At 42.9% G+C, this 24,829-nt stretch carries 21 protein-coding genes; 12 read left to right on the top strand and 9 right to left on the bottom strand.

The window, feature by feature from the left end:
* Positions 1-43: 43 nt before the first annotated feature.
* The 4 genes from MHN81_RS04260 to MHN81_RS04245 all read right to left on the bottom strand — a co-directional run bounded on the left by MHN81_RS04260 (position 44) and on the right by MHN81_RS04245 (position 3,118).
* On the bottom strand, positions 44-1,543 hold the full coding sequence (locus MHN81_RS04260; protein WP_239425083.1) for a transglycosylase SLT domain-containing protein: 1,500 nt from the start codon (positions 1,541-1,543) through the stop codon (positions 44-46).
* A 105-nt stretch (positions 1,544-1,648) separates the two neighbouring features.
* Positions 1,649-2,602: a hypothetical protein gene (locus MHN81_RS04255; protein WP_239425082.1), complete on the bottom strand. Its 954-nt coding sequence runs from the start codon at positions 2,600-2,602 to the stop codon at positions 1,649-1,651.
* Position 2,603: 1 nt separating this feature from the next.
* Positions 2,604-2,891, bottom strand: a complete 288-nt coding sequence (locus tag MHN81_RS04250) for a cell division protein ZapA (protein WP_023397426.1) — start codon at positions 2,889-2,891, stop codon at positions 2,604-2,606.
* On the bottom strand, positions 2,891-3,118 hold the full coding sequence (locus tag MHN81_RS04245) for a hypothetical protein (protein WP_023397427.1): 228 nt from the start codon (positions 3,116-3,118) through the stop codon (positions 2,891-2,893). The genes MHN81_RS04250 and MHN81_RS04245 overlap by 1 nt, the downstream gene beginning before the upstream one ends.
* Before the next feature lie 228 nt (positions 3,119-3,346).
* Here MHN81_RS04245 and rlmJ point away from each other — a divergent pair, with 228 nt between their 5' ends.
* Both rlmJ and MHN81_RS04235 read left to right on the top strand, forming a co-directional pair.
* Positions 3,347-4,183 (top strand): 23S rRNA (adenine(2030)-N(6))-methyltransferase RlmJ, encoded by an 837-nt coding sequence (gene rlmJ / locus MHN81_RS04240; protein ID WP_239425081.1) that lies wholly within the window; start codon positions 3,347-3,349, stop codon positions 4,181-4,183.
* A 117-nt stretch (positions 4,184-4,300) separates the two neighbouring features.
* Complete coding sequence (locus tag MHN81_RS04235) at positions 4,301-5,590, top strand: EAL domain-containing protein (protein WP_036974966.1); 1,290 nt, start codon at positions 4,301-4,303, stop codon at positions 5,588-5,590.
* Between the two features lie 27 nt (positions 5,591-5,617).
* On the opposite strand, the gene MHN81_RS04230 is transcribed toward MHN81_RS04235, so the two are convergent.
* The 3 genes from MHN81_RS04230 to MHN81_RS04220 form a co-directional block, all read right to left on the bottom strand.
* Complete coding sequence (locus MHN81_RS04230) at positions 5,618-7,114, bottom strand: exopolyphosphatase (protein ID WP_023397430.1); 1,497 nt, start codon at positions 7,112-7,114, stop codon at positions 5,618-5,620.
* Between the two features lies 1 nt (position 7,115).
* Positions 7,116-9,203 (bottom strand): polyphosphate kinase 1, encoded by a 2,088-nt coding sequence (gene ppk1, locus MHN81_RS04225; protein WP_023397431.1) that lies wholly within the window; start codon positions 9,201-9,203, stop codon positions 7,116-7,118.
* Between the two features lie 168 nt (positions 9,204-9,371).
* A complete protein-coding gene (locus MHN81_RS04220) occupies positions 9,372-9,878 on the bottom strand; it encodes an ACT domain-containing protein (RefSeq protein ID WP_023397432.1) in 507 nt (168 codons plus the stop codon).
* A gap of 271 nt (positions 9,879-10,149) precedes the next feature.
* Here MHN81_RS04220 and MHN81_RS04215 point away from each other — a divergent pair, with 271 nt between their 5' ends.
* The 7 genes from MHN81_RS04215 (at position 10,150) to MHN81_RS04185 (ending at position 18,907) form a co-directional block, all read left to right on the top strand.
* The gene (locus tag MHN81_RS04215) at positions 10,150-12,384 is read left to right on the top strand and encodes an ABC transporter permease subunit (protein ID WP_023397433.1); all 2,235 of its coding nucleotides are present in this window, start codon (positions 10,150-10,152) and stop codon (positions 12,382-12,384) included.
* A 14-nt stretch (positions 12,385-12,398) separates the two neighbouring features.
* Positions 12,399-14,048 carry a phosphate ABC transporter permease PstA gene (gene pstA, locus MHN81_RS04210; RefSeq protein WP_023397434.1) on the top strand — a complete coding sequence of 550 codons (1,650 nt, stop codon included), beginning with the start codon at positions 12,399-12,401 and terminating at the stop codon, positions 14,046-14,048.
* A gap of 29 nt (positions 14,049-14,077) precedes the next feature.
* The gene (gene pstB / locus MHN81_RS04205; protein ID WP_023397435.1) at positions 14,078-14,905 is read left to right on the top strand and encodes a phosphate ABC transporter ATP-binding protein PstB; all 828 of its coding nucleotides are present in this window, start codon (positions 14,078-14,080) and stop codon (positions 14,903-14,905) included.
* A 67-nt stretch (positions 14,906-14,972) separates the two neighbouring features.
* Complete coding sequence (gene phoU / locus MHN81_RS04200; RefSeq protein ID WP_023397436.1) at positions 14,973-15,674, top strand: phosphate signaling complex protein PhoU; 702 nt, start codon at positions 14,973-14,975, stop codon at positions 15,672-15,674.
* Positions 15,675-15,805: 131 nt separating this feature from the next.
* The gene (locus MHN81_RS04195) at positions 15,806-16,483 is read left to right on the top strand and encodes a TIGR00153 family protein (protein ID WP_023397437.1); all 678 of its coding nucleotides are present in this window, start codon (positions 15,806-15,808) and stop codon (positions 16,481-16,483) included.
* Positions 16,484-16,657: 174 nt separating this feature from the next.
* Positions 16,658-17,926, top strand: coding sequence for an inorganic phosphate transporter (locus tag MHN81_RS04190; RefSeq protein WP_023397438.1), 1,269 nt, complete (start codon positions 16,658-16,660; stop codon positions 17,924-17,926).
* Between the two features lie 75 nt (positions 17,927-18,001).
* Positions 18,002-18,907, top strand: coding sequence for a hydrogen peroxide-inducible genes activator (locus MHN81_RS04185; protein ID WP_036974996.1), 906 nt, complete (start codon positions 18,002-18,004; stop codon positions 18,905-18,907).
* 31 nt (positions 18,908-18,938) lie between these two features.
* On the opposite strand, the gene MHN81_RS04180 is transcribed toward MHN81_RS04185, so the two are convergent.
* Positions 18,939-19,136, bottom strand: coding sequence for a hypothetical protein (locus tag MHN81_RS04180; RefSeq protein WP_023397440.1), 198 nt, complete (start codon positions 19,134-19,136; stop codon positions 18,939-18,941).
* Between the two features lie 153 nt (positions 19,137-19,289).
* Positions 19,290-21,797, bottom strand: coding sequence for an EAL domain-containing protein (locus MHN81_RS04175; protein ID WP_023397441.1), 2,508 nt, complete (start codon positions 21,795-21,797; stop codon positions 19,290-19,292).
* Positions 21,798-22,066: 269 nt separating this feature from the next.
* On the opposite strand from MHN81_RS04175, the gene queA reads away from it, so the two are divergent.
* From queA to yajC, 3 genes are all read left to right on the top strand, one after another.
* Positions 22,067-23,101, top strand: a complete 1,035-nt coding sequence (queA, locus tag MHN81_RS04170) for a tRNA preQ1(34) S-adenosylmethionine ribosyltransferase-isomerase QueA (protein ID WP_023397442.1) — start codon at positions 22,067-22,069, stop codon at positions 23,099-23,101.
* A gap of 205 nt (positions 23,102-23,306) precedes the next feature.
* Positions 23,307-24,437 (top strand): tRNA guanosine(34) transglycosylase Tgt, encoded by a 1,131-nt coding sequence (tgt, locus tag MHN81_RS04165; protein WP_023397443.1) that lies wholly within the window; start codon positions 23,307-23,309, stop codon positions 24,435-24,437.
* A gap of 34 nt (positions 24,438-24,471) precedes the next feature.
* Positions 24,472-24,810, top strand: a complete 339-nt coding sequence (yajC, locus tag MHN81_RS04160; protein WP_023397444.1) for a preprotein translocase subunit YajC — start codon at positions 24,472-24,474, stop codon at positions 24,808-24,810.
* Positions 24,811-24,829: the final 19 nt, after the last annotated feature.

Here is a 24,829-nt window from a genome sequence, read left to right as displayed (position 1 = left end):
TCTTTATATCTCTTTGATGTGAGCCTATATTCTACGCTAGCCCTTAGTCTGGGGGCAAGTTAGGTTGATTTGGCTTAGGTGCTTCTTTGAGCTGTAGAGCACCTTCCAAGACATCTAAATAACTCGGTTCGTTGCCGTGTGTCTCTGGCTGCGGGTTGGCTTGGCTTGGTAGGTGTAATATCAGCACTTTACCCGGTGATAATATACTGGCAGCTTGTAAGTTATTCCAATCAAGCAAATCTTTTAATGGCACTTGATAATGCTGGCTTAAATCCCACAGTGAGTCGCCGGAAACTATTGTATGGTGATGTTCAATGGTGGGCTTTTTAGGTATGGCTTGCTGCTCTAAATAAGGGCTTATCTGGTAGTCGACGGTCAGTGAACGGTCTAAGTTTGCTTGATTGATCAGCAGTGTTTCACCAACCCGAATTAGGTTACTTTGTTTATTATTTAACAGCTTTATTTTTTTTACCGAGGTGCCAAACTGGCGTGCAATGCCATAGAGCGTGTCATTTAATTTTACGTTGTAGCTGCGGCTGAATTGCTCACGATAAAACGGGCTTTGCATAAGCGCTTTTTCTGAGAGTGGAACGAGTATTTTGTGGGGGCCTTGCTCAGGGCTTTGATGGCGTAAAAAGCCTGTATTAAGGTCGTGAAGCTGTTGTTTATCAATGTCGAGTAATTTTGCGAGTACACCAAAGTTAAAAGCTTGACCAACATCCAACATTGTCGTGCTCGGTGTGTTATTTAAATTCGGGCGTTTGAACCCTGTTTGGGGGTGCTTGAGCAAATAACTCAGTGCTAGCAACTTAGGAATATAATCAGCGGTTTCTTTTGGCAGTTTGAGGTGCCAATAGTGCGTACTTTTACCTGCTTCTCGATTGCGTTTTATCGCCGCTTTAACGCGCCCCTCACCAGTATTATATGCAGCAATGGCATGTAGCCAATTGCCTTTAAAGGTTTTATGCAAGTACTGTAGGTAAGACAATGCGGCATCCGTGGATGCCAATACATCGCGACGGCCATCATACCAATCATTGCTTTGCAGGCCAAAGTGATAGGCCGTAGCGTCAACTAACTGCCAAACGCCGACTGCACTTTGCTGTGACACTGCAAGCGGGCGAAAGTCACTTTCCACAAAAGGTAAGAGCGCGAGATCAAGCGGCAAGTTGCGCTGTTCTATCTTTTTTACGATATGGTATAGATAAGGTGAAGCTCGGCGATTCACCGTGAGTAAGTATTCAGGTTGAGACAGGTACCAATCAACTCTGGTTTTAAGGCGAGGGTGTGGAGTCTGCTCAAAACTGAGGTTCTGGGCTATGTGCTGCCAAATATCAGGCGCTTTATACGGTTTTAGAGGTTCAGGCTCCGGTTTAACAACACGCTCAATCACTTCAGGTACCGGCTTAAATATTTTTTGCGTCAATAGATCATTCAACACATCTTGATGGGATGCGCTTTGGGTAGGCGTTTGCTTACATCCTATTATGCTGATTAAAGTGATGCAAAAACAAAAGTTTGCACATAGGTTTTTATACTTCATAAAAGTAACGCACAAGAAACCACAAAGGGTATTCGATAGTTGAAGTAGCATAGTTCATGATCAGTACTATACCTGTTGATGGTTATTTGTTCAAAATCTAGCGTGTTATTTTTGCTTTAGCGCCTGTTCAAAATATGCATTGAACTGCACTGAAGAGATGTTGTGTTTTAAATATACTTGGCGTAACTCGCTGAGTTTCTGTGGTGTATGAGCTGAATTTAGCAACTCAAAAAAAGCGATCGGCAGATGTAATTGTGACTTTTTATAGGGCTTGCCAAAACTGGGTAATACCCAATTGAATGCCTCGGATTGTTCGATTGAACGCAGTGTGTTGTGCCATGCTTGGGTATTCGACTGTGCAACGTAGGGCAAAGGGTTGACCGTGTGGCCACCATACAGGGCACCATTGCTTGGAGTCTGTATGTAAAGTCCGTGGCCCTTGTAACCATGTAAAGGTTTTGCGTGCAGAATGAAGTTCCCTAATTCCAAATGGAGTGGTTTATCAATTTGTGTAATTTTCGGTGCTTTTAGTGCGCGCCAGCGCGCTAATCGCTGTTTGGCTTGTTGTAATTTTGCATGCCAATCTAGTTGTGCCGACTTAGGTGCTGAAGCAATACGCTTCTCACTCAATTGTAAACTCTGTTCAAAGCCCTGTAATTTATGTGCAATTTCTTGTTCTAGGGCACTATTTAGCTGGGTGTTTTCATGTCCGTACGTGGCGGTATAAATAACCGTTTCGGGAAATGCTCCTTGCAGCAACATCACACCAGATAATTGCTTTAAATCTAAATTGGTGGCGAGCACGTAACAAAGTGGTACAGTGAGCTTTGAGCGAATTTGCGCAATTAGCAACTCAATTGCAACGAAGTCCCCGTGGCTGTCGACTAATGCGGCGCATTTGTCTCCTTGGATCAGTGCTTGATTGGGCAGTAAATAACTGGCTTGTTTAGCAGGTTGAATAAGGGTTGTATGGTCGTCTATTGGATGCCAAGTTGCGGCGAGTGATTGGATCGGAAGAAGCAGCAGAAAAAAGAGGCCGACGCCGATTCTTGATGGCATGTTACTTAGCCCCTAAGTGGGCACCTAGTCGCTCAACTAGCTGACTGCTCTTTGCTCTCGCCGATTGCTGTTCTTGCTCTAGTGCCTGAAAATCGTGACAGAGATGAAGAGCTGCCATTAGTAGGGCATTTTGATCTGTACGAACTGTATCTTTGCGTTTCATTTCGTCGACACGCGAATTGAGTAGCTCAACAGCATCAACAAGCGCTTGCTCTTGACCTTCAGGACACGAAAACTGGTGACTTTTACCAAGTAAGGTAACAGCCACCTGGCTTACTTTATCTGTCATTAGCTCGCCTGATGAGCACTCTGAAGTTTATCAAGTAGGCTGCTAAGTGTTGTGCTGGTTTCTTTTTGCTTTTCTTCGCGTTCAAGTAACTCTAGCTGCAACGTCTCATTTTCATCAACTAATTTGCTGTTTTGCTCTTTTAATTGATTGATTTGCTGCTCTAGTTGCTCATTTTTGCCAATAAGCTGATCTACCAGTTGTTCGAGTTGTGGAAGAATATCGTTCATTTTAAATGCGCTCTTATCACTGTGTTTTGTCATGCAAATGTAAAGCAAAGTGGGCTTTATTACCAGTATTTGCGTAGCTTTATACTGATTTTTGCGCCGTTTTGAGAGATAATTCCGATAACTTCGTATTTTGTTCATTTGTTATTCATTAAAGTGGTCAGATTTCGGCCGCACGGATTTGAGACGAATTTTCAAAAAGCCACTTATAGTCAGTGAATAAGGCATATTATGCTCAGTTATAGACACTCTTTTCATGCTGGTAATCCAGCAGACGTAATCAAGCACTTAGTATTGGCAGAAGTGCTCTCATACATGACTCGCAAAGATAAGCCTTTTGACTATATAGACACACATTCTGGCGCTGGGTTATTTGAGTTGGCTTCCAGTGACGCGCAAAAGACTCAAGAATTTGAAGACGGAATAGGGCGCCTTATGCACTATGGCGGCAGTAACGAGGCAATTGTCCGCTATCTAGATATGGTAAAAGGTTTTAACGAAAAAGCTTTAGCCTACTACCCTGGATCCCCAAAAGTGGCCGAACAATACCTGCGTAAACAAGATAAGGGGTGGTTCTTTGAATTACACCCGCAAGACTTGCCGATATTGCAAAAAAACACGGCACATAAACGTTCATTGCGTGTAAAGGGTGAAGATGGTTTTAAAGGCCTTCTCGGTTTGGTTCCTCCGTTGTCCCGTCGTGCTGTGGTGTTGATGGATCCGCCTTACGAAATAAAAACAGACTACCAAAAAGCGGTAAATACCATTTTAAAAGCGCATAAAAGCTTCACCTCGGGTACGTACATGATTTGGTACCCAGTCGTTGACCGAGCGCGTATTGATCAAATGGAAGCCGAGCTGATAGCCTCTGGCGTGAGGAATATCCAATTATTTGAATTAGCGACTTCGGCGGATACTGAAGAGCGAGGTATGACGGCATCGGGAATGATAGTTATCAACCCTCCCTACGTGCTCAAAGATACAATGGATAGTGTACTGCCGGAATTGGTCAAAGAGTTAGCTGCCGATGAAGGGGCATTTCGCAGTATTGAACTGGTTGGCGAATAACCCCAACTGTATGGCCTCCTGATCTTAACTAAGATCAGGTTGGATTTTATTTGCTCCGCTGGCGAACTTTTCATATGCTGAAGCTATGGATGCCAGAAATGCGTGCAAGAGTGAAGGATGTTAATGAGTAGTGAAACTGCCAAGGTAAAAAAAAGTGCCGTTCAGTATATCGCTCGCCAAGCTATCTTAAATGGCGAGTTACAGGTACATGCCTACGAGCTGCTATATCGGGACTCTCACAATAATGTGTTTCCCAGTGGTATCAGTGATGGGTTAGCAACGGGTCGGCTATTTTTTAATTCACTGCTGTTTATTGGTTTAGATAGACTCGCCGCGGGTGCGCTGGCGTTTGTAAACTTCTCTGATGAAACGCTGATCCAAGAGCTTCCTAAATTATTGAGTCCACAGGGGCTCGTGGTTGAGATCGTTGAGCGATCTCAAGATATCGAAAGTCTGACTTCCACGGTCACGAAACTCCAAAAGGTAGGTTATCGTTTTGCGCTTGATGATTATGACGGTGATCCTCGTTGGCAGCCGCTGTTGGAATTAGTGGATTTTGTTAAGATTGAAGTCGAACTGCCGATCATCAAAACAACCATGATGGTTAAAAAACTTAAGCGTCAATATCCTCACCTACAGGTGATTGTTGAGCGAATTGAAACACAAGAGCAGTTTAACTTTATCCGCAGTGCGGGTGCCGATTACTTTCAAGGTTTTTTCTTCGCTAAACCTGAGATGCTTAATCACGGTAATGTTGAACCATCTAAACTCGCGGTATTCGATTTGTTGCGTTGTACCGCGAAAAAATCCCTCTGTTTTAAAGAAGTACAAGATCGCGTATCGAAAGATTTGAGTTTAACTGCACGTGTATTGCGCCTTGCAAATGCCAAAGCAGGTGAAGATCGTATTGAGATCCGCTCCATATCCCAAGCTGTCATTTATCTTGGCGAAGATGCAATACGTCAGTTTGTGAAAGTGCTAGCTTTGAGTGAGTTGGGTGCTGATAAGCCGACAGAGCTGACTAAGTTAGGCTTAAACCGAGCTAAGTTTCTCGAGCTATTTTTGGCTCCCGGTGGCGAAGAAATGGCGGAGCAGGGTTACCTGATAGGCTTGATGTCTGTATTGGATGCCATCTTAGATGTAGAGTTGTCTGTTGTGGTTGATGAGTTTTCGCTCGATCCAGACTTAAGCAGTGCACTGCTAAGTTATAAAGGTTTGATTGGTGGAGCACTTCGGCTTGCTATTGAAGTAGAGCGCAACAACCTGACAGAAGCGGAATTGATTTTGAACGCCATTCGCCCAGCGACCGATGTACAAGTGTTATTTGACTTGATCCTTAAGAGCCGTGCGTATGGCGACGAAATGTTCGCTGTGGCGCGAGATGACTTGGGGCAGCATGAAAATTAATGCGCCGTGAGCCAATCGCGCGTTTTGTCACTTGGTACTGTATGTGTTGATACAAAGCGACAACGGTAAGCTTTTCCAATATATCTGTTCTTGTTCAAGATCTGCTGCAAACAAACTATGTTGTTCAAACCAGCTTTGATCAAATGACAATTCAACAGTGCTATTGGTAACTGACAGTGTGTAGTCAGGTACTTGGCTTTTTTGGCGCTTTTGATGAAAAAGAATAGCCAATCGCAATAAGGTGAGCAGTTTGGCAAACTGGCCTTGCGACTCCAATTCAACGAGTGTATTGAGCTCCGATGGTTTGATTTTTTTTCGGTGAAATCGAATGAGCGCACCGAGCAGCTGTTGCTGCTCTTGCGTAAATCCTGGAAGTTGGCTATTGCTCACAACATAAGCACTGTGTTTATGAATACCCGAAGAGTTTATCGCAATGCCAACCTCATGTAGTTGTACTGCCCAGCGCAATATTTCAAGGTCTAAACTCTCCAATTGCCAGTGTACTCTAGCGGCTTTGAATAGACGAGCGACGGTGTGACAAATATGCTGTGCATGCAAGGTATCAACTGCATACTGTTCAGCAAAAGAGGTAATGGTTCGGGTGCGAATATCGAACTCTGCATTTTGCGCCAGCTCGTGCAGTAGGCCTTCACGTAAAGCATAATCACAGTAAACCATCTGTTCAATATTAAGCTGGTTAAATGCACCAATTAGCACTGCAAGCCCCCCAGCAATACTGGACTTACGCTCTTCTGGTAACGTTTTGAGGTTAATGTCAGCAAGTGACTGAGCTTGAACAAAGTAAGCTTGGATCAACTCTAAAGATGCTAAAGTTAACGTTTTATTGGCAAATAATTCTTCATTGATGGCTGCGAGGGTTTTAATCGTGCCTGACGTACCTAAACACGTTTGCCAGCCAGTCCTTGAGTAACTGGCTGTGATGCCCTCAATATTTTGTTCGGCATGGATGATGGCTTTTTTAAAGCGTTTCTCTGAGAGCTTGCCATCTTCGAAAAAAAGTTTACTCATGGTTACGCATCCAATGTTACGGCTGGTCAGTAATTTGTGATGCTGATGTTTACCAATGATGATTTCTGTGCTGCCACCACCAATATCGATCACTAAGCGGTTGTTTTCGTCATGGATATAATTGGCAACACCTTGATAAATGAGTCTTGCCTCTTCTTGACCAGAAATAACGTTGATTTTATATGGGAAAACGGATTTTGCTTGTTTTAAGAAGGTGCGAAGATTGCTGCAGTTTCTCAGCGTGTAGGTTGCTGCTACTTCAACATTTTGTTTATCAAACCCCTTTAGAGTTGCTGCAAACTGGGCCAATACATGCATTGCGCGCTCGATGGCTGTGTTGTCGAGGTCGAAATTTTGATTGAGACCGGCAGCCAGATATACCCGCTGCTTTTCTTTATGGAGAATTTGCAATCGACCATCCACCTCCCTTGCTACCACTAAATGAAAACTGTTTGAGCCCAAATCAATGGCTGCAAAAGAGGGGTATGTTGTCATGTTAAATCCTACTGCTTTCCCATTTTTTTATGTGATCGTATATTGCGATCTGTGAGCGAATTTTTTTCTTATTGCCGCGATTTACATAGTTGTTCTTTTGTTCACCGTCTATCAAGCGCGCCTTCACCCGATCTCGAAATTGTAGTTCCAATGTATCAATGATCAACTGTTTTAATGTGTCGTCATAAATAGGTACGCCGACTTCAACACGGTGATCTAAATTGCGTGTCATCCAATCCGCGGAAGAAATATAAACCTGAGGGTCGCCATTATTTTCAAACACCATGACTCTTGGATGCTCTAAAAAACGGTCGACAATGCTGATCACGCGAATATTGTCACTAAAGCCTGCAATTCCTGGTACTAAGGCACACATACCACGAATGATCATGCGAATTTTTACACCTTCCATTGCGGCGCTGTAGAGTTTTTCGATCAGCTCTTTGTCGACTAAGTTATTGACCTTAACAGTAATACGAGCTGTTTTCCCCGCGCGAGCATTTTCTACTTCTTGCTCTATGAGCGAGTATATTTTTTCTCTGGCATTGAGTGGAGAAATCATTAAATGCTTGAAGCTAAAAGGGCGATAGCTGGTTTCGATGAATTTAAACACATCGTCACACTCATTACAGATCTCCGGATGTTTGGTGAATAAGCTAAAGTCAGTGTAAATTCGCGCGGTTTTTTCGTGGAAATTACCCGTCCCAATATGAGCATATTTAACGATTTGTCCTTTTTCTTTCCTGTGGATCACACAAAGCTTACTGTGTACCTTCAGTGCGGGTAGACCAACCATGACTTTGATACCATATTCACTGAGCATTTTGGCCCATTCAATGTTGTTCTGTTCGTCAAAACGAGCCTTTAATTCGACCATCACGGTGACTTTTTTACCGTTTTTGGCTGCATTGATAAGCGAGGCTATGAGCTGTGAGCGGCTCGCAACACGATAAATATTGATTTTTATCTGTGTTACTTTTGGATCAAATGCTGCTTGGCGCACATATTCCAGCATGTGATTAAAGGTATGGTATGGATAGTAAAGCAAAACATCTTGTTCAGAAATCGCTTTAAATGCACTGTCATGTTTATCAAACGCACTGCTTTTGAGAGGAGGCAAAGGTTTATTTTCCAAATAGCCTCTACCAACATTAGGAAAAGCGATAAAGTCCCTAAAGTTACGATAGCTGCCACCTGGGATTAACGCATCTTGCTGTGTCACGCCTAAACGTTTTTTCATCACTTTCATAATGCTGTCAGGCATGGCTTCGTCGTAAGTTAGTCTTACCGGCTCAGCATATAAACGCTGTTTGAGGCCTTTGGACATTTTGTCTAACAGGCCTTCTTCTAGTTCATCATCAAGGTTGTACTCTGCATCACGGGTCAGCTTGATTTCATAGCCTTCAATATGTTCAAAGGATAAGAAGTTACTAAACACTTCACGCAGGTGATATCTAACCACATCGTCAAGTAGCATCAGGGTTTTTTGCCTACGTGTTCTTTCTGGCGGCAAAATAACAAAACGATCGAGGCGATCAGTTGGTAGCTCTAATAGGGCGTGATGATGTTTGTCATTGTCGTTACGCATTTCTACAAACAGGTAGGTCATCGTATCGTTGATAAGATCAGAGTAATCTTTATTTTCGGTCAGTAAAATTGGTGATAGATGCTGCAATACTTGATCGTTAAAATAATCTCGTAGCCAAACTTTATGAAATTCGGAAAGCGCTTCAGGCTGTTTTACATGAATATTGTGTGCATTTAAATCCGTGAAAATTTGTTTGTGGATATGATTAAACTTCTTGCCTAAAGACAGTACTTTTTTTTGTATTTGATTTAGAAGTGCTTCGTTTTCTTCAAAATTAGCATCGGGTAAATTGCTCAAAAGTATACGGCGTTTTACATCAGCGACACGAACGCGAAAAAATTCGTCAAGGTTATTAGAAAAAATACCCAAAAAGCGAATACGCTCAATAATTGGGTTATTTTTATCTTTGGCTTCTTGTAAGACTCGTTCATTAAATGACAGCCAACTAAGCTCTTTGGCAAAAAAGCTGATTGCTTTAGGGTCGCTAGATAGTGCGTGCATTTTACATTCCGTAGTAACGATAGCTTATTCTAGAGTATGTCCAGAATGTGACACTTATATGACATTGGGTACAAGCTATGCAGAAAAGAGATATATGGCAGTGGTAAACCTCCCTGCCATATAAAGTTTAGAATGTAATTGAAATATTGGGTTATTTAAAATCAAAGATTAGTCAGGTTCAACATCAACTATCAGGTCGCTGGTGATAGCTTCCAGGGCATCCACAACATGTTCTTTATCCATTCCTGGCGGTAAGCTCACTGTGGCAAATGCGCTAAATATGGGCAAACCCCAGTTGGGTGCACTTTGCTGCCTTGAATTCAAGTGCGTGATATTGGCGCCTTTGTGGCGGATCACACTCGAAAGTTCTTGGATTATTCCCGGGCGATCGTTACCGGTGATCACCAAGTTTAGTTTTTCAATTTGAGATTCTGGCTGGCTGTGTTCGCCATGCTCTATACGGACTTCAAGCTCTGGTAATGCGTGAAGGGCGTCTTGCAATGTTTGCAAATGCTCTTCTGCAACTTCAACGAGTATAATACCTGCAAATTGTCCAGCTAAGTGGCTTAAATTACTGGTTGCCCAGTTACCATGATACTGAAAAATTGTGGCAGATATTTCTTCAACGAGACCAGGCCGGTCCTTACCTATAAGTGTTAATACTAACTGCTTCATATCACATGTCTCTTATTATTAAATGCCTTTTTGGCGGTGGTGGAAAAGCGATCTATCGCCTGTTAAGCCTAGTAAATGTGGCAGATTTTTCCAATAAGATGACATTTGCTTTGTAAACAAATGCAAATGAAAATACAGTGCATTCAATGTGGGATTTGCGCAGGCGTAATAAAAGTTAAAAAAAGGCACAAAATCATCATGGCTGATGTAACATAACTGTCATCTTGATGAAATATAATGCGCCGCAACTTGATAATAAAAAGGTGTTTTGATGACTTCCAATCCGCAAAAACCGTCCTTCAAAACGGATAGAAGCCGTCTCTTTAAAGACCGCTTTGCCCAATTTGGCATTACCTCGGGTGGGGTGATGGTATTGGTTGCTTTGCTTTTGATCTTCTTCTACTTACTTTATGTCGTACAGCCGATTTTTGAATCTGCAAGTGTGACTAAGCGTACCGAATTAGCCCTACAAAGTGAAAAAACTTACTTGGGTCTTGGCATGGAGGAGCAAACTGAAATAGCTTATCTACTAGATAGTGCTGGCCAAGTCGACTTCTATCAGATCAAAGGTGACAAAACCGGTGAACAACTTAGCTCATTAGCAGTTGAGTTAGATGGTCAAGTTAGTAGCTTTGCTCAAAGTGCACCTTTTTTAGGCATGTATGCATACGGCTTAGACAATGGTCAAGTTCAGCTTGTTAAGCCGAGTTTTTTAATCTCTTTCCCAGGCAATCAACGCGTGATGAAGCCGCGTCTGAGCTATCCTTTAGATGGCGTGCAGTTAGTGGTTGATGAGCAAGGGCAGGCCATTAAACAGTTTGCATTTAGCCATTATGAAGATAAAACCGCAGTCATTGCACAAATGGCGGATAAGCGCGTTATTTTTGCATCTTTCAGCGCTGAAGAAAATATGTTCTCTGGCGAGATAGAGTGGGCGGTTGAACGTAGTTTACTGCCGATTGAAGGGCGTGTTGATGAAATATTGATTTCACCAGATACAACACGTGTATTTGTACGCTCGGCAAACCAAATTTATGTATTTGACACACGATTTGCTGATGAAGTAGAGCAAATTCAATTGTTGGCAGCAAATGAAGAAAACGCCAACTTAGTCAATATGAATTTATTAGCGGGCGCTAACTCACTGATGATCAGTAATGACAATGGTGAAGTATCTCAGTGGTTTGAAGTCAATTCAGAGCAAGGTCGTCAATTTGCCAAAATACGTGCGTTTGAAAGTGTTGTTGGTGCGCAAGTTGATATCTTTAGCGAATTCTACCGCCGTACTTTCTTTACTACCACGAATACTGGTGAACTAGGCTTGTATTATACCACCAGCGAAGCACATTTATGGCAAGGTAAAGTAACGGATGGTGCAATTGAACATTTTGCTGTATCACCTCGAGCAAATGCTGCTTTGCTACTTTCAGGCAATACGCTAAATGTGGTTGAGTTACACAATGAGCACCCTGAAGTAACGTGGTCGGCGCTATGGCAAGAAGTGTGGTATGAAGGTTATCCAGAACCTGCGTATATTTGGCAGTCAACTTCTGCAAGTGATGACTTTGAGTCTAAGTTTTCGTTAGTTCCTATCTCATTTGGTACCATTAAAGCTGCGATGTATGCGATGTTGTTTGCTGTGCCAATTGCCCTATCAGCAGCGATTTACACGGCATATTTTATGTCACCAGAGCTACGCCGAGTTGTGAAGCCAACCGTTGAGATCATGGAAGCGCTTCCGACCGTAATCCTTGGTTTTCTTGCAGGCTTATGGTTAGCGCCACTGATTGAAGCGCATTTACCAGCCATTGTTGCGCTACTAATAATGCTACCGCTTGCAATTCTAGGGACGGCATTTGGTTGGACTAAGCTACCAAAGCAAATTCGCCATCTATTACCTGATGGTTGGCATTCAGTGTTGTTGATCCCAGTTGTATTAATCGTTGGCTGGCTTTCATTTGCTATCAGCGACAGCATTGAAACTTGGATGTTTGGCGGGAATGTGCGCCAGTATCTAACCAATGAATTAGGCCTGACATTTGACCAACGTAACTCTTTAGTCGTGGGTATCGCAATGGGCTTTGCCGTTATTCCAACTATCTTCTCTATTGCGGAAGATGCGGTGTTCAGTGTACCTAAACATCTTTCTAATGGCTCTCTTGCTCTGGGAGCGACGCAGTGGCAAACCCTAGTACGAGTAGTACTATTGACTGCTAGCCCTGGTATTTTCTCAGCCGTGATGATGGGCCTTGGCCGTGCGGTAGGTGAAACCATGATTGTACTAATGGCGACGGGTAATACACCGATCATGGATTGGAGTATTTTCCAAGGTATGCGCACGTTGGCCGCAAATATTGCTGTCGAAATGCCGGAATCAGAAGTAGGTAGTTCGCACTACCGAATCTTATTCTTAGCTGCATTTGTTCTGTTTATTTTTACATTTATCTTTAACACCGTGGCCGAGTTTGTTCGTCAGCAGCTACGTGATAAATACAGCTCGATGTAATGGAGTGAAATGACATGGTAAGACAATGGTTTAAGTCAGGATCTCCGTGGATCTGGATGACAGGTGGTGCTGTTAGCATCAGTTTAATCTCGGTCATCGGCTTGTTGGCGATGATCGCGTGGAAAGGGTTGAGCTTTTTCTGGCCAACCGAAGTAGTTCAGTTTGAGCTGGAAGGGTCAGTTGCCAAACAAACCGTAATTGGTGAAGTTTACGACAGAGAAATGGTACCTAAATCACGCCTAGAAGCAGCGGGCTACGATTTGTCTGATTATCAAGATGAATTTGTAGAGCGCTTGTTGGTTAAAACCGGTAACCGTGAATTTGTAGAGTTGGATTTCCGCTGGATCTTAACGACAGATATCCAAAGTCGTTCAGTACCAGAAGAAATGGCAGTATTTGAGCGAACTAAAAATGGTAACTTCTATGGCTACGTTGTACGTGTTATTGAAGACGGTCAAGTTGTTTCGCAAAGCCCAGTGGAGCGCCTGGAAGAGCTCGTTGAGCGCGCAGTAGATTTAAACGAAGAGGCGCTGGATTTACAAAACGGTGATATTGGCCATATCAACTATGAGCTAGAGAGACTGCGTTTAAAAGAGCGCGGCTACCAGCTGGACAACGATCTGACGCCTGAAATTAAAGCAGACTTGGAAGCACAACGTGCTCAGTTACGTGAAGATTACAAAGTATTTGAAAAGCGTTTATTTGAACTGCGTTCAGACGCCAAACGAGATTATGTGGTAGTGCGTGATATGCGTGGTGAAGAAGTCACCTTACCGCTATACCAAGTGCTCGACGTTTGGTTCCCAAATAACATGGGCTTCTTTGCAAAAGTAGGTCATTACTTCTCACAGACGAGTAAATTTATTAGCGATGACCCACGTGAAGCAAACACAGAAGGCGGTGTGTTCCCTGCTATTTTTGGTACTGTTTTCATGGTTATGCTGATGGCTGTGATCGTGACACCGTTTGGGGTTGTTGCAGCTATTTATCTACATGAGTACGCGGCTAAAAATGCCGTCACCAAAATGATCCGTATTGCAGTAATTAACTTGGCGGGTGTGCCATCTATTGTATATGGTGTATTTGGTCTAGGTTTCTTTGTTTATATGCTGGGCGGCTCTATTGACCAGTTATTTTACCCAGAAGCAGCGCCTAGCCCGGTATTTGGTACGCCAGGTGTCATTTGGTCAGCGCTTACATTGGCAATCTTAACTTTACCAGTGGTAATTGTGTCGACAGAAGAAGGCTTATCTCGTATTCCAAGTTCAGTACGCCACGGTTCTTTGGCGTTAGGTGCAACCAAGGCTGAAACGTTATGGCGTATTATCGTACCGATGGCGAGTCCTGCAATTATGACGGGTCTGATCCTTGCGGTTGCACGTGCTGCCGGTGAAGTAGCACCACTGATGTTGGTAGGTGTAGTTAAAATGGCGCCAACCTTACCGCTAGATGGCAATTTCCCATATATCCATCTAGATCGTAAATTTATGCACTTGGGTTTCCACATTTATGATGTTGGTTTCCAAAGTCCAAATGTAGAAGCGGCACGCCCACTTGTGTATGCGACAGCTTTCTTACTTGTTACGGTGATCATCGCACTGAATATCACAGCGATTGGCATTCGTAACCACTTACGCGAAAAATTCAGAGCTCTAGAGCACTAATAGTACAGATTTGAAATAGGTATCCTTTTATGATTACAGTAGCGCCACAAGTAAATAATGCAGATGCTAATACGAAATTAGATCTTGCCAACTTGAGCCCAGAGCAAACCGCTTTAGAGATCAAAGACCTTGACCTTTACTATGGTGATAAACAAGCTCTGAGTAAAATCAATATGTTGATCCCCAAGGGTCAAGTAACCGCTTTTATCGGCCCGTCTGGTTGTGGTAAATCCACGCTGTTGCGCTGTATCAACCGAATGAATGACTTGGTAGATACATGTCGCATTGAAGGTGAGATTAACCTCCATGGTCAAAATATATATGACAAAGGCGTCGACGTTGCAGCACTGCGCCGCAACGTGGGCATGGTATTCCAAAGACCTAACCCGTTTCCTAAATCAATTTATGAAAATGTGGTTTATGGTCTTCGCCTGCAAGGTATCAAAGACAAACGTAAACTTGACGAGGTTGTAGAGCGCTCACTACGCGGTGCTGCGCTTTGGGATGAAGTTAAAGATCGTCTTCACGACAGTGCATTTGGTCTATCTGGTGGTCAGCAACAACGTTTGGTTATCGCTCGCTCTATTGCGATTGAGCCAGAGGTTTTACTGCTGGATGAGCCAACGTCGGCACTTGACCCAATCTCGACATTGGTTATTGAAGAACTCATTAATGACCTAAAAGATAAGTATACTGTTGTGATTGTTACACACAACATGCAACAAGCTGCACGTGTATCTGACCAAACAGCCTTCATGTATATGGGTGAGCTGATTGAGTATTCGGATACCAATACACTATTTACAACACCAACGAAGAAAAAAACCGAAGACTACATCACAGGTCGTTACGGTTAAGATGAGGAATCTCTGCTGCCCCTGGGTGGGCAGCGCGTCTGGGTTGTTATCAAAGGTAGGGTTTTAGATGGAACACAATATTAATAAGCACATATCTGGCCGCTTTAATGAAGAGCTAGAAAACGTACGAAACCATGTATTGAGCATGGGTGGATTGGTTGAGCAGCAATTAAACCTGGCACTAGATGCCGTGAGCACAAGTGATGCTGAAAAAGCCCGCAAGGTGAGTGAAAACGACTACAAAGTCAATGCGATGGAAGTCAACATCGATGAAGAGTGTACACGCATTATTGCAAAGAGACAGCCTGCTGCAAGTGACTTAAGACTGGTTGTCGCAATTGCCAAAACCATTGCGGATCTAGAGCGCATAGGTGATGAAGCTGAACGCATTGCGAAAGTTGCGTTGGACTCATTTACCAAAGATCAGCAACATCTACTTGTGAATGTTGAGAACATGGGTCGTTTAGTGTCTAAAATGCTACACGATGTTCTGGATTCTTTTGCAAGAATGGATGCGCAGTGTGCTTTTGAAGTGCATAAAGAAGATGCCAAAGTGGATCGTGAATATGAAGCGCTTACGCGTCAGATCATGACTTACATGATGGAAGACCCACGCTCGATACCCAAAATAATGGACCTTGTTTGGTCTGTACGTTCGTTAGAGCGCATCGGTGACCGCTGTCAGAATATTGCAGAATATGTAATTTATTTCGTGAACGGAAAAGATATTCGCCATACCTCTCAAGAAGATATCGAAAAAACCCTTTAATCTGGGAATGGATTATTCGAACAAAAATGAACGAATAATCCTAACTTCACGATAAAAATCGTTCACAATTTCGGTTAATGCTGTAAACTTGGCCTCTGCACATGCATATTATTATGATTTAAGGGTCAGTTATGCCTAGTAATGCGTTTTTAGGAGTGTTTGCAAAGTCTCCTATAAAGCCGATTGAAGAGCACATTAAGATAGTGCATCAAGCCAGTGAAAGCTTGATCCCGTTCTTTGAACATGTCTTCAAAGGGGAGTGGACTGAAGCGGATGCACTTCGCGTTAATATTCGTAACCTAGAACGTGAAGCGGATGCGTTAAAGCGAGAAGTACGTCTTCAGCTACCTCGTGGTCTATTTATGCCAGTTGAACGGACTGATTTACTGGAACTTATTACCCATCAAGATAAAATTGCCAATAAAGCCAAAGACATCGCTGGTCGAGTCGTAGGCCGAGAAATGGTGATCCCCGAGTCAATTCAAAATGATTTCGTCGCGTATTTGAGCCGTTGTGTAGACGCTACGAAACAAGCCTCAAAAGCTATTAACGAACTGGATGAGCTGTTAGAAACAGGCTTTAGAGGTCGTGAAGTTGTATTAGTCGAGAAGATGTTGAGTGAGCTAGATGCCATTGAACAAGACACTGACGATATGCAAATTAAAATTCGCCAAGAACTTCGCCAAGTCGAAGCTGAACTTAACCCGGTAGATGTGATGTTTTTATACAAGATCATCGAGTGGGTAGGTGAGCTTGCCGATATTGCTGAGCGCGTAGGCGCACGCCTTGAGGTGATGTTAGCACGCTGATCTTGATCAGCGACAGTTTATAAAGAAGTACACCGTTGTTACTCTCAAAGCGTAGACTAGAGAGCGGCGGTGTTGTGTTTGTTTAATGGTTATTTATATGTCGTCTCGTTAAGACAGTGAGAGATAAACATATAAATACACAATCAGTGTTTTAAGAACACTAAAGGTTTTTCAATGGATATCATTGCTTCTCATGGCTCGATGTTAGTTCTCATCGCAGCGGCAGTTGGTTTCTTTATGGCTTATGGTATTGGTGCAAACGATGTTGCAAATGCCATGGGTACTTCAGTGGGGTCGAAAGCGCTCACAATCAAGCAGGCAATCATCATTGCGATGATTTTTGAATTCGCGGGTGCTTATCTTGCTGGTGGTGAGGTAACGTCAACGATCCGCAAGGGCATTATTGATGCAGCCCCATTCGCTGAGATACCAGAATTAATGATTCTGGGCATGATCTCTGCGTTATTTGCAGCAGGTACGTGGTTGTTGTTAGCGTCGGTATTGGGCTGGCCTGTTTCAACTACACACTCAATCATTGGCGCAATCATTGGTTTTGCTTTGGTCGCCGTAGGTAGCGAAGCTATACAGTGGGGCAAAGTTGCAGGTATCGTTGGCAGCTGGATTGTTACCCCTGCGATTTCAGGCTTTATTGCTTATTTAATCTTTATGAGCGCACAAAAGCTGATTTTCGATACCGATAAGCCTTTAAGTAACGCAAAACGATTTGTACCTTTCTACATGGGTCTAGCTGGTTTTGTAATGTCTTTAGTCACGATTAAGAAGGGTCTAAAGCACATTGGTATTAATCTGGGCACCTTTGAAGGGTATGCGCTTGCGGTTGGTATCGCGGTAATCATTGGCCTGATTGGTAAAGTTGTTATTGCACGCATGAAAATGGATCCAAATGCTGACAAACAAATGCAGTTTAACAATGTTGAAAAAGTATTTGCTGTCTTAATGGTCTTGACCGCGTGTTGTATGGCATTTGCGCATGGTTCAAACGACGTTGCGAACGCGATTGGTCCATTAGCTGCGGTTGTTAACATCGTTGAGAACAACGGTGAAATGGCGAAAAAAGCTGCGCTTGCATGGTGGATTCTACCTTTGGGTGGCTTAGGCATCGTAGTCGGTCTTGCTGTACTTGGTAAGAAAGTAATTAAAACGATTGGTGAAGGTATCACGCATTTGACACCGAGCCGTGGTTTCGCAGCTGAACTTGCAGCAGCTTCTACCGTGGTGATCGCTTCAGGTACTGGATTACCTATTTCGACCACGCAGACCTTGGTTGGTGCTGTACTAGGTGTGGGAATGGCACGTGGTATTGCTGCATTGAATATGGGTGTGATCAGAAACATTGTGGTTTCTTGGGTTATCACATTGCCAGTCGGTGCTGCCCTTGCTATTGTTATATTCTATATTTTGAGAAGCGTGTTCGGCGTTTAACAAAAAAACAGACTTTTAGCTTGAAAAGATCTCAGCGCCAGTGGTGTTGGGGTCTTTTTATTTATGGGTATATCAGTGAATAACTTACCAAGTATAAAACAATTACAATACCTCATTGCAGTTCATCAACAACAACACTTTGGTCGCGCAGCTGAGGCATGCTTTGTCGGTCAATCTACGCTGAGCAGTGCAATCCAAAATTTAGAAGAAACACTTGGCTGTCAGTTAATCGAGCGGGAAAATCGCAGCTTAATGTTTACTGATGTAGGTGAAGAGGTGGTTGCTCGTGCAAAAAAAATCATTGATGACTCTATTAGTGTGGTGGAATTAACAAAGAGCTTTAAAAACCCATTATCAGGAAAGTTGGTGCTGGGATTAATCCCGACCATTGCTAGTTTTATTGCCGCACCTCTATATCAGTATTGTCAGAGTGTCTTTCCTAACCTCCAGTTGGTGCTGGTAGAAGATACCAGTGACAGGCTGCTTGATAAATTAGAGCACGGTCAGATTGATATGGGTATATTGGCGTTGCCTTACCGGACAGACAAATTTCATACCCAAGTATTGACGAAAGACCATTTTTCTTTAGTGCACCACAAAGATTATGAAATCCCTGATGCGCTTGAGGATTTTAACCTCTTACCTAAAGACAGTGTATTTTTATTAGAGCGTGAGCACTGTATGACTGGTCATGCATTGAGTGCATGTAACCTGACTCGAAGTGAGTGTATCAATCCGTTTGAGGCGGCAAACTTGCACACACTGTTAAGCATGGTTGAATACCAAAATGGGGTGACCTTTTTACCTCAGATGGCATTAAATGCCGGTATTTTGCAAGGCAAGCCTATGATCACATTGCCACCACAAGCGGATGCATACCGAGAAATAGGCTTGCTGTGGCGAAAAACTACAGGCCGTATTCGCGATTTTAGGCTGTTTAGTAATGAGGTTGGTGAGTTCATTAAAAAGCAGTGTCAATAACACTGCTTTTGATAAAATGATGAAGCATTTTTTAAGTCGAACTGAGCTTGCTCTGTGACATAATATTGGGTAAAAATAATAAGTACACCCAAACAACTAAGTTAAAATACGGTATAAATCCTAATACAGTAAACAACTTAGTTGGATACCCTTTTTGTTTGGCGCAGCGGTAACATTGTACTGTGATTAGACAATGCACCAGTGATAGAAACAGAATAAACTGAAACATACTTATCTCCCCGAATTCCATTACGAGATGTGCTCAAATCCATTGTATGTCTTCTACTTATATGTAAATAAGTGAATTAAGAAGACATTCATTGCGAACTTTTATTATAGTTGAGTTTTTTGGGGGTTGCAGTGACTTTTTTCCCCATTTTAATTAGCATGCTGTTTTTAAGGATAAAATAGTTTTCATAGCCTGCTTAAGCTGCTCGACTGGAAGTGGTTTAGAGATATAGTAACCTTGCCCATAATCCACACCGATGTTTTTTAGCTCATCAAAAATTTCTTTACTTTCAACGTACTCTGCGACAGAACACTTGTCCAAAGAGTGACTGATATCATTGACGGCCTTAACCAGCGCAAGGTCAATGGGGTCATTTAACATATCGCGAACAAAGGAGCCGTCAATCTTTACATGCTGTGCAGGCAGTTGCTTCAAGTAGCTAAATGTACTGAATCCAGTGCCAAAGTCATCGATTGAAAAGTGACAACCCAGCTGGTTCAATTGGTTGATCATAGCTTGTGTTGCACTGAGGTTGTTTATACTTGCCGATTCAGTAATTTCAAATATGATGCAGTGTGCCGGGACTTGGAAGTCTCGTAAACACGCTTGTATATGTGGCATCAAGCGTTCATCAAGAAATGACTGGGCAGACAAGTTCAGAGAAATCTGATGTAGCTCGGGGTGATTAGCCACAGCTCGAATGCTTTCTCTGATAACCGACTGGTCCATTAAATAAGTATCGTTGAGCAGCTCCAAGGCCGGAATAAATTGATTAGGGTATATCAGTTTGTCGTCGATAACTAAACGTAACAAGGCTTCAAAATAGGCGATTTTGTTGAGCTTAAAGTCCCAGATCGGCTGATAGTGTAACTCAAATTGATTGTTCTTAAGCGCTTCGCGAACACTATGACCCCACTCTAAACCCGTTTGTAGGGTACTATTTTTGGCATCTTCTTTGGAGTAGCAATGAACCAGATTACGGCCAAGGTTTTTTGCAATATACAGCGCGATGTCTGATTGCTTAAGGCACTCATTGGGATCGCAGTTGACGCGGGAAATTTGCGTTAAGCCAATGGAGCAGCTGATGGTATAGCTGGCTTCTTCGGAATGAAATTGATGACCTTCTATGGCACTGCAAATACTCTCAGCCATCATATGGGCATCTAACAAACGTGTATTTTTCAGTAAAATCGCAAACTCATCGCCACCGATCCGGAAGATTAAGTGCTCTTGACTGATATGCGCTCTGAATAATTGCGCCACTTCTTGCAAGACAATATCGCCCTGCTGGTGCCCCTTACTGTCATTAATGATCTTGAAATGGTCCAGATCTATGTAAATCAGCGCGTGCTCGGTATCATCTTTGAGTTTTGCATCTTTGCAAAAGTGGTTGAGCTGTTGGTCAAAAAAGTAACGGTTATGCAAGCCTGTCAGCGTGTCGTGTAATGCCAAGTGACGTAGCTGTAACTCAGCTTCTTTGCGCTCGTGAATATTATCTATTGTGGCTGTGATTGAAGCGATATTTGTTTGGTTTTTAATTAGCTGAAAACGGCACTCCACCCACACAGATGCACCAGAGTGATGAATTAGTTGAAGTTCAACGGTCGATGTATAAGGGCCGCTTAGCACCTCTTCAATGGCTTTATTTAAAGCTGGTAAATCACTCTTTTGAACATAGTCACAGAGGCGTGTGGCCAGAGTTGATTTTAACTTGTGACCGGTCAATTGCTCCCAAGCTGGGTTAATAAAGCGAATACAACCAGTGGCATCCAATTCAAGGACCACGGTATTTAAATGTAATAAAATGCGTTGGTGGGCTGAAAACAGTTCTTTATAACTTTGTTCTCGTCGGCTTAACTGTTCCACTTTATGAGCAAACTCCGCGTAGCTCACCATAAAGTCTTCGCGCCTCGCAGCGTGATCGCAGACTTTGCTCAGGACAGATAAGTTGTAGGGGACACGGACGAAATCTGTTACCCCTAATAGCAACAGTTGTTCGGCATAATCTGCATTTTGATTGTCAATAATGGTGACTATAGCTTGGCTGGGCTTATGTTGCAGAATATTCTCGACAAGTTCTTTGGTGGTCTCTGCGCGTGTAGATGTTGCATCTAGCAACACAATTGAATAGTCGTTTTGTAAAAACTCTGAGAGCGCCGCATTTTCAGTGGCTACCTGATTGCATGTGAAACTCAGGGCCAAGTGCTCGCTAATATCGGCAGCTTTTTGTTCATTGGGCTCGAGCAATAACAAGTTTAAGCGACTACTCTTTTCTAAATGTGTGGACAACACATTGGCCAAAACTTGTGGTAGTACATCGTGACGTTCCAAAGGTAAGACTGCATCTATGCTATAGCTTCGAGCTGTGGTTTCAGCTATGCGCTCGCAATAAGTCGGGGGAATTAACACGATAGGAGTATTCTTGGGTGTTTTAAGTAATCCAGAACGGATCATACGGGAAAAGCGCCAGCCATCTATTTTTCCGACATTTAAGCCGCTTATTACCAAATCAACGGCCCGTTGCTTCAACACCTGCAAAGCTGCCTGCGTATCATTGAGCTCTATTATTTGAAATACATTGAGCTTTTGTAACGTTCTTATTACGGTTTGACGCTCACCATGATCTGCATTGACGAGTAATAAAGTAAGCTGTTTAGCCATGGCGTTACGACCCCAAACCCATGTTTTAAGTTTTTAAATGTTGCCCAATATTGCTTATTTACATGTTTTATATTGCCTTTTAAGCAACATACCAAGGCTTGTTCGAGCGCCTTGACGAATTCTAATACATGTAAATCAGTCCGTAGAGTAATGCTATTTGGCAGAGCTGACAAGAGGTGAAAAAGTATGAATAGATCATGTTTGTTGCTTGATTTCGTTATCTTGCAGCACTAGACTTGCCGCCTTATTGCACGAATATGAGGTCTGATATGCGCGTTGCTGACTTTAGTTTTGAACTACCAGATGAATTGATCGCTCGCCACCCGAAAGCGGAGCGAACAAGTAGCCGCCTTTTAACATTGAATGGAAACAGTGGGGAATTAGAACACAAAATATTTAAGGATATTATTGATCTGATTGAACCTGATGATTTAATCATTTTCAATAACACCAAAGTGATCCCGGCTCGTATGTTTGGTCAAAAATCTACAGGTGGTAAAGTCGAAGTTTTAGTTGAGCGCATTTTAGATGAGCATCGTGTACTTGCACATGTTCGTTCAAGTAAATCACCTAAGCCGGGGGCCGAGCTGATCCTTGAAGGCAAAGCGAATGCAACCATGGTTGCCCGTCATGGTGAACTGTTTGAACTGGAGTTTAAAGGCGAGCACTCAGTTCTAAATATCTTAGATGAAATAGGCCATATGCCGCTACCGCCTTACATAGATCGTCCAGACGAAGAAGGGGATAAAGAGCGTTATCAAACCGTGTATGGGGAAAAGCCAGGTGCTGTTGCTGCACCTACAGCGGGCCTGCATTTTGATGATAGTTTGATGGCACAGCTTAAAGACAAGGGCGTAGATATGGCCTTTGTTACTTTGCATGTGGGCGCAGGGACTTTCCAACCAGTTCGTGTTGATGATGTACAAGAGCATCATATGCACTCTGAATATATTGAAGTACCAGATGAAGTTGTTGATGCAGTTGCTAAATGCAAAAGCCGTGGTGGCCGCGTTATTGCCGTGGGCACTACATCGGTGAGATCTTTAGAGTCGGCTGCAAAAGTTCACGGCGGAGAACTTAAAACATTCTACGGTGATACTGATATTTTTATTTATCCAGGTTACAAGTTTAATGTCGTCGATGTGATGATCACCAACTTTCACTTGCCAGAGTCAACACTGATCATGCTAGTCAGCGCGTTCTCGGGCCAAGAACATATCATGAATGCGTATCAGCAGGCTATCGCTGAGCAGTATCGCTTTTTCAGTTATGGCGATGCGATGTTTTTAACTAAAAAACAATAATATAGTTTTAAAAAGCCGGCTAAGTGCCGGTTTTTTCATATTTATACCCCACCTTTTTTGGTTGTGACTTTATTTATTCCTTTTTAGCCCCAATATTAGAATTGCGCTGGCTTTATTGATAGAATCTGACGGTTTATATGACCCCATTGTAAATGGGCGTCACAGGTTGAGTTTTGTTGGACTGTTTTTCCGACACGAGGTAGTTATGAAATTTGAATTAGATTGCACACATGGCAAAGCACGTCGCGGACGCTTGGTATTTGATCGCGGCGTTGTAGAAACACCAGCATTCATGCCTGTTGGTACGTATGGCACCGTTAAAGGTATGACACCAGATGAATTGAAAGATACAGGTGCACATATTTGCTTGGGTAATACGTTTCACTTGATGTTACGTCCTGGCACAGAAATCATTAAACAGCATGGTGACCTGCATGACTTTATGAATTGGGATAAGCCAATTCTAACCGACTCAGGTGGTTTCCAAGTATTTAGCCTAGGTGCAATGCGTAAAATTTCTGAAGAAGGTGTATTGTTCAAGTCACCTGTCAACGGTGAAAAGATCATGTTGTCTCCTGAAAAAGCCATGGAAGTGCAGCGTGACTTAGGCTCAGATATCGTGATGATATTTGATGAATGTACGCCTTATCCTGCAACTGAAAAAGAAGCCAAAGACTCTATGGAGTTATCACTGCGTTGGGCGAAGCGCTCAAAAGAAGCCCATGCTGATAACCCGTCAGCTTTATTTGGGATTATTCAAGGTGGTATGTACCCTGAACTGCGCGCTGAATCACAAAAAGGTCTAGAAGAAATTGGTTTTGATGGTTATGCGTTAGGTGGACTATCAGTGGGCGAGCCAAAAGAAGAAATGGTTAAAATTTTGGACCACTGTGCCTACAAAATGCCGGAACAAAAACCTCGTTACTTAATGGGTGTGGGTAAGCCTGAAGACTTGGTAGAAGCCGTACGCCGCGGTATTGATATGTTCGACTGTGTAATGCCGACACGAAATGCACGAAATGGCCACTTGTTTGTTACCGACGGTGTGATTAAAATCCGTAATGCTGTTCATAAAACAGATACAAGCCCGCTTGATGCAGAGTGTGATTGTCATACATGTAAAAATTACTCGCGTGCCTATCTACATCACTTAGATAAGTGTAATGAGATACTTGGAGCGCGTTTAAATACCATCCATAACTTGCGTTACTATCAACGTTTGATGGAAGGTATGAGAAATGCCCTTACTGAGGGCACATTTGATGAATTTGTCGCTGACTTTTATGCGCGTAGAGGGCTACCTGTTCCCCCTCTTGCTGATGTAGAAGCAGAATAACAGTTTTATATAAAAAATTAGATGAGGAAAAGCAATGAGCTTATTTATTTCTAGTGCCCATGCAAGCACAGCGGCAGCAGCGCCAGCAGGTGGTGGCATGGAAATGCTTATCATGTTAGCTATTTTCGGTTTGGTATTTTATTTCCTAATTTACCGTCCGCAAGCGAAGCGTGTTAAAGAGCATAAAGACCTAATGGGTGCACTTGGCAAAGGCGATGAAGTCTTAACGTCAGGTGGTCTGGTTGGTAAAGTTTCGAAAGTTGCTGAAGACAAGGATTTCGTGGTAATTGCCTTGAATGATCAAGTTGAAGTAACTGTACAAAAGTCAGCAGTGGCAGCAGTTTTACCTAAGGGTACGATGAAGTCGCTATAACAATAACAAAGGGATAATC

The organism is Pseudoalteromonas sp. Of7M-16, from assembly GCF_022347805.1.
Taxonomy (GTDB): domain Bacteria; phylum Pseudomonadota; class Gammaproteobacteria; order Enterobacterales; family Alteromonadaceae; genus Pseudoalteromonas; species Pseudoalteromonas luteoviolacea_F.
This window is presented reverse-complemented; position numbering and strand designations above follow the sequence as displayed.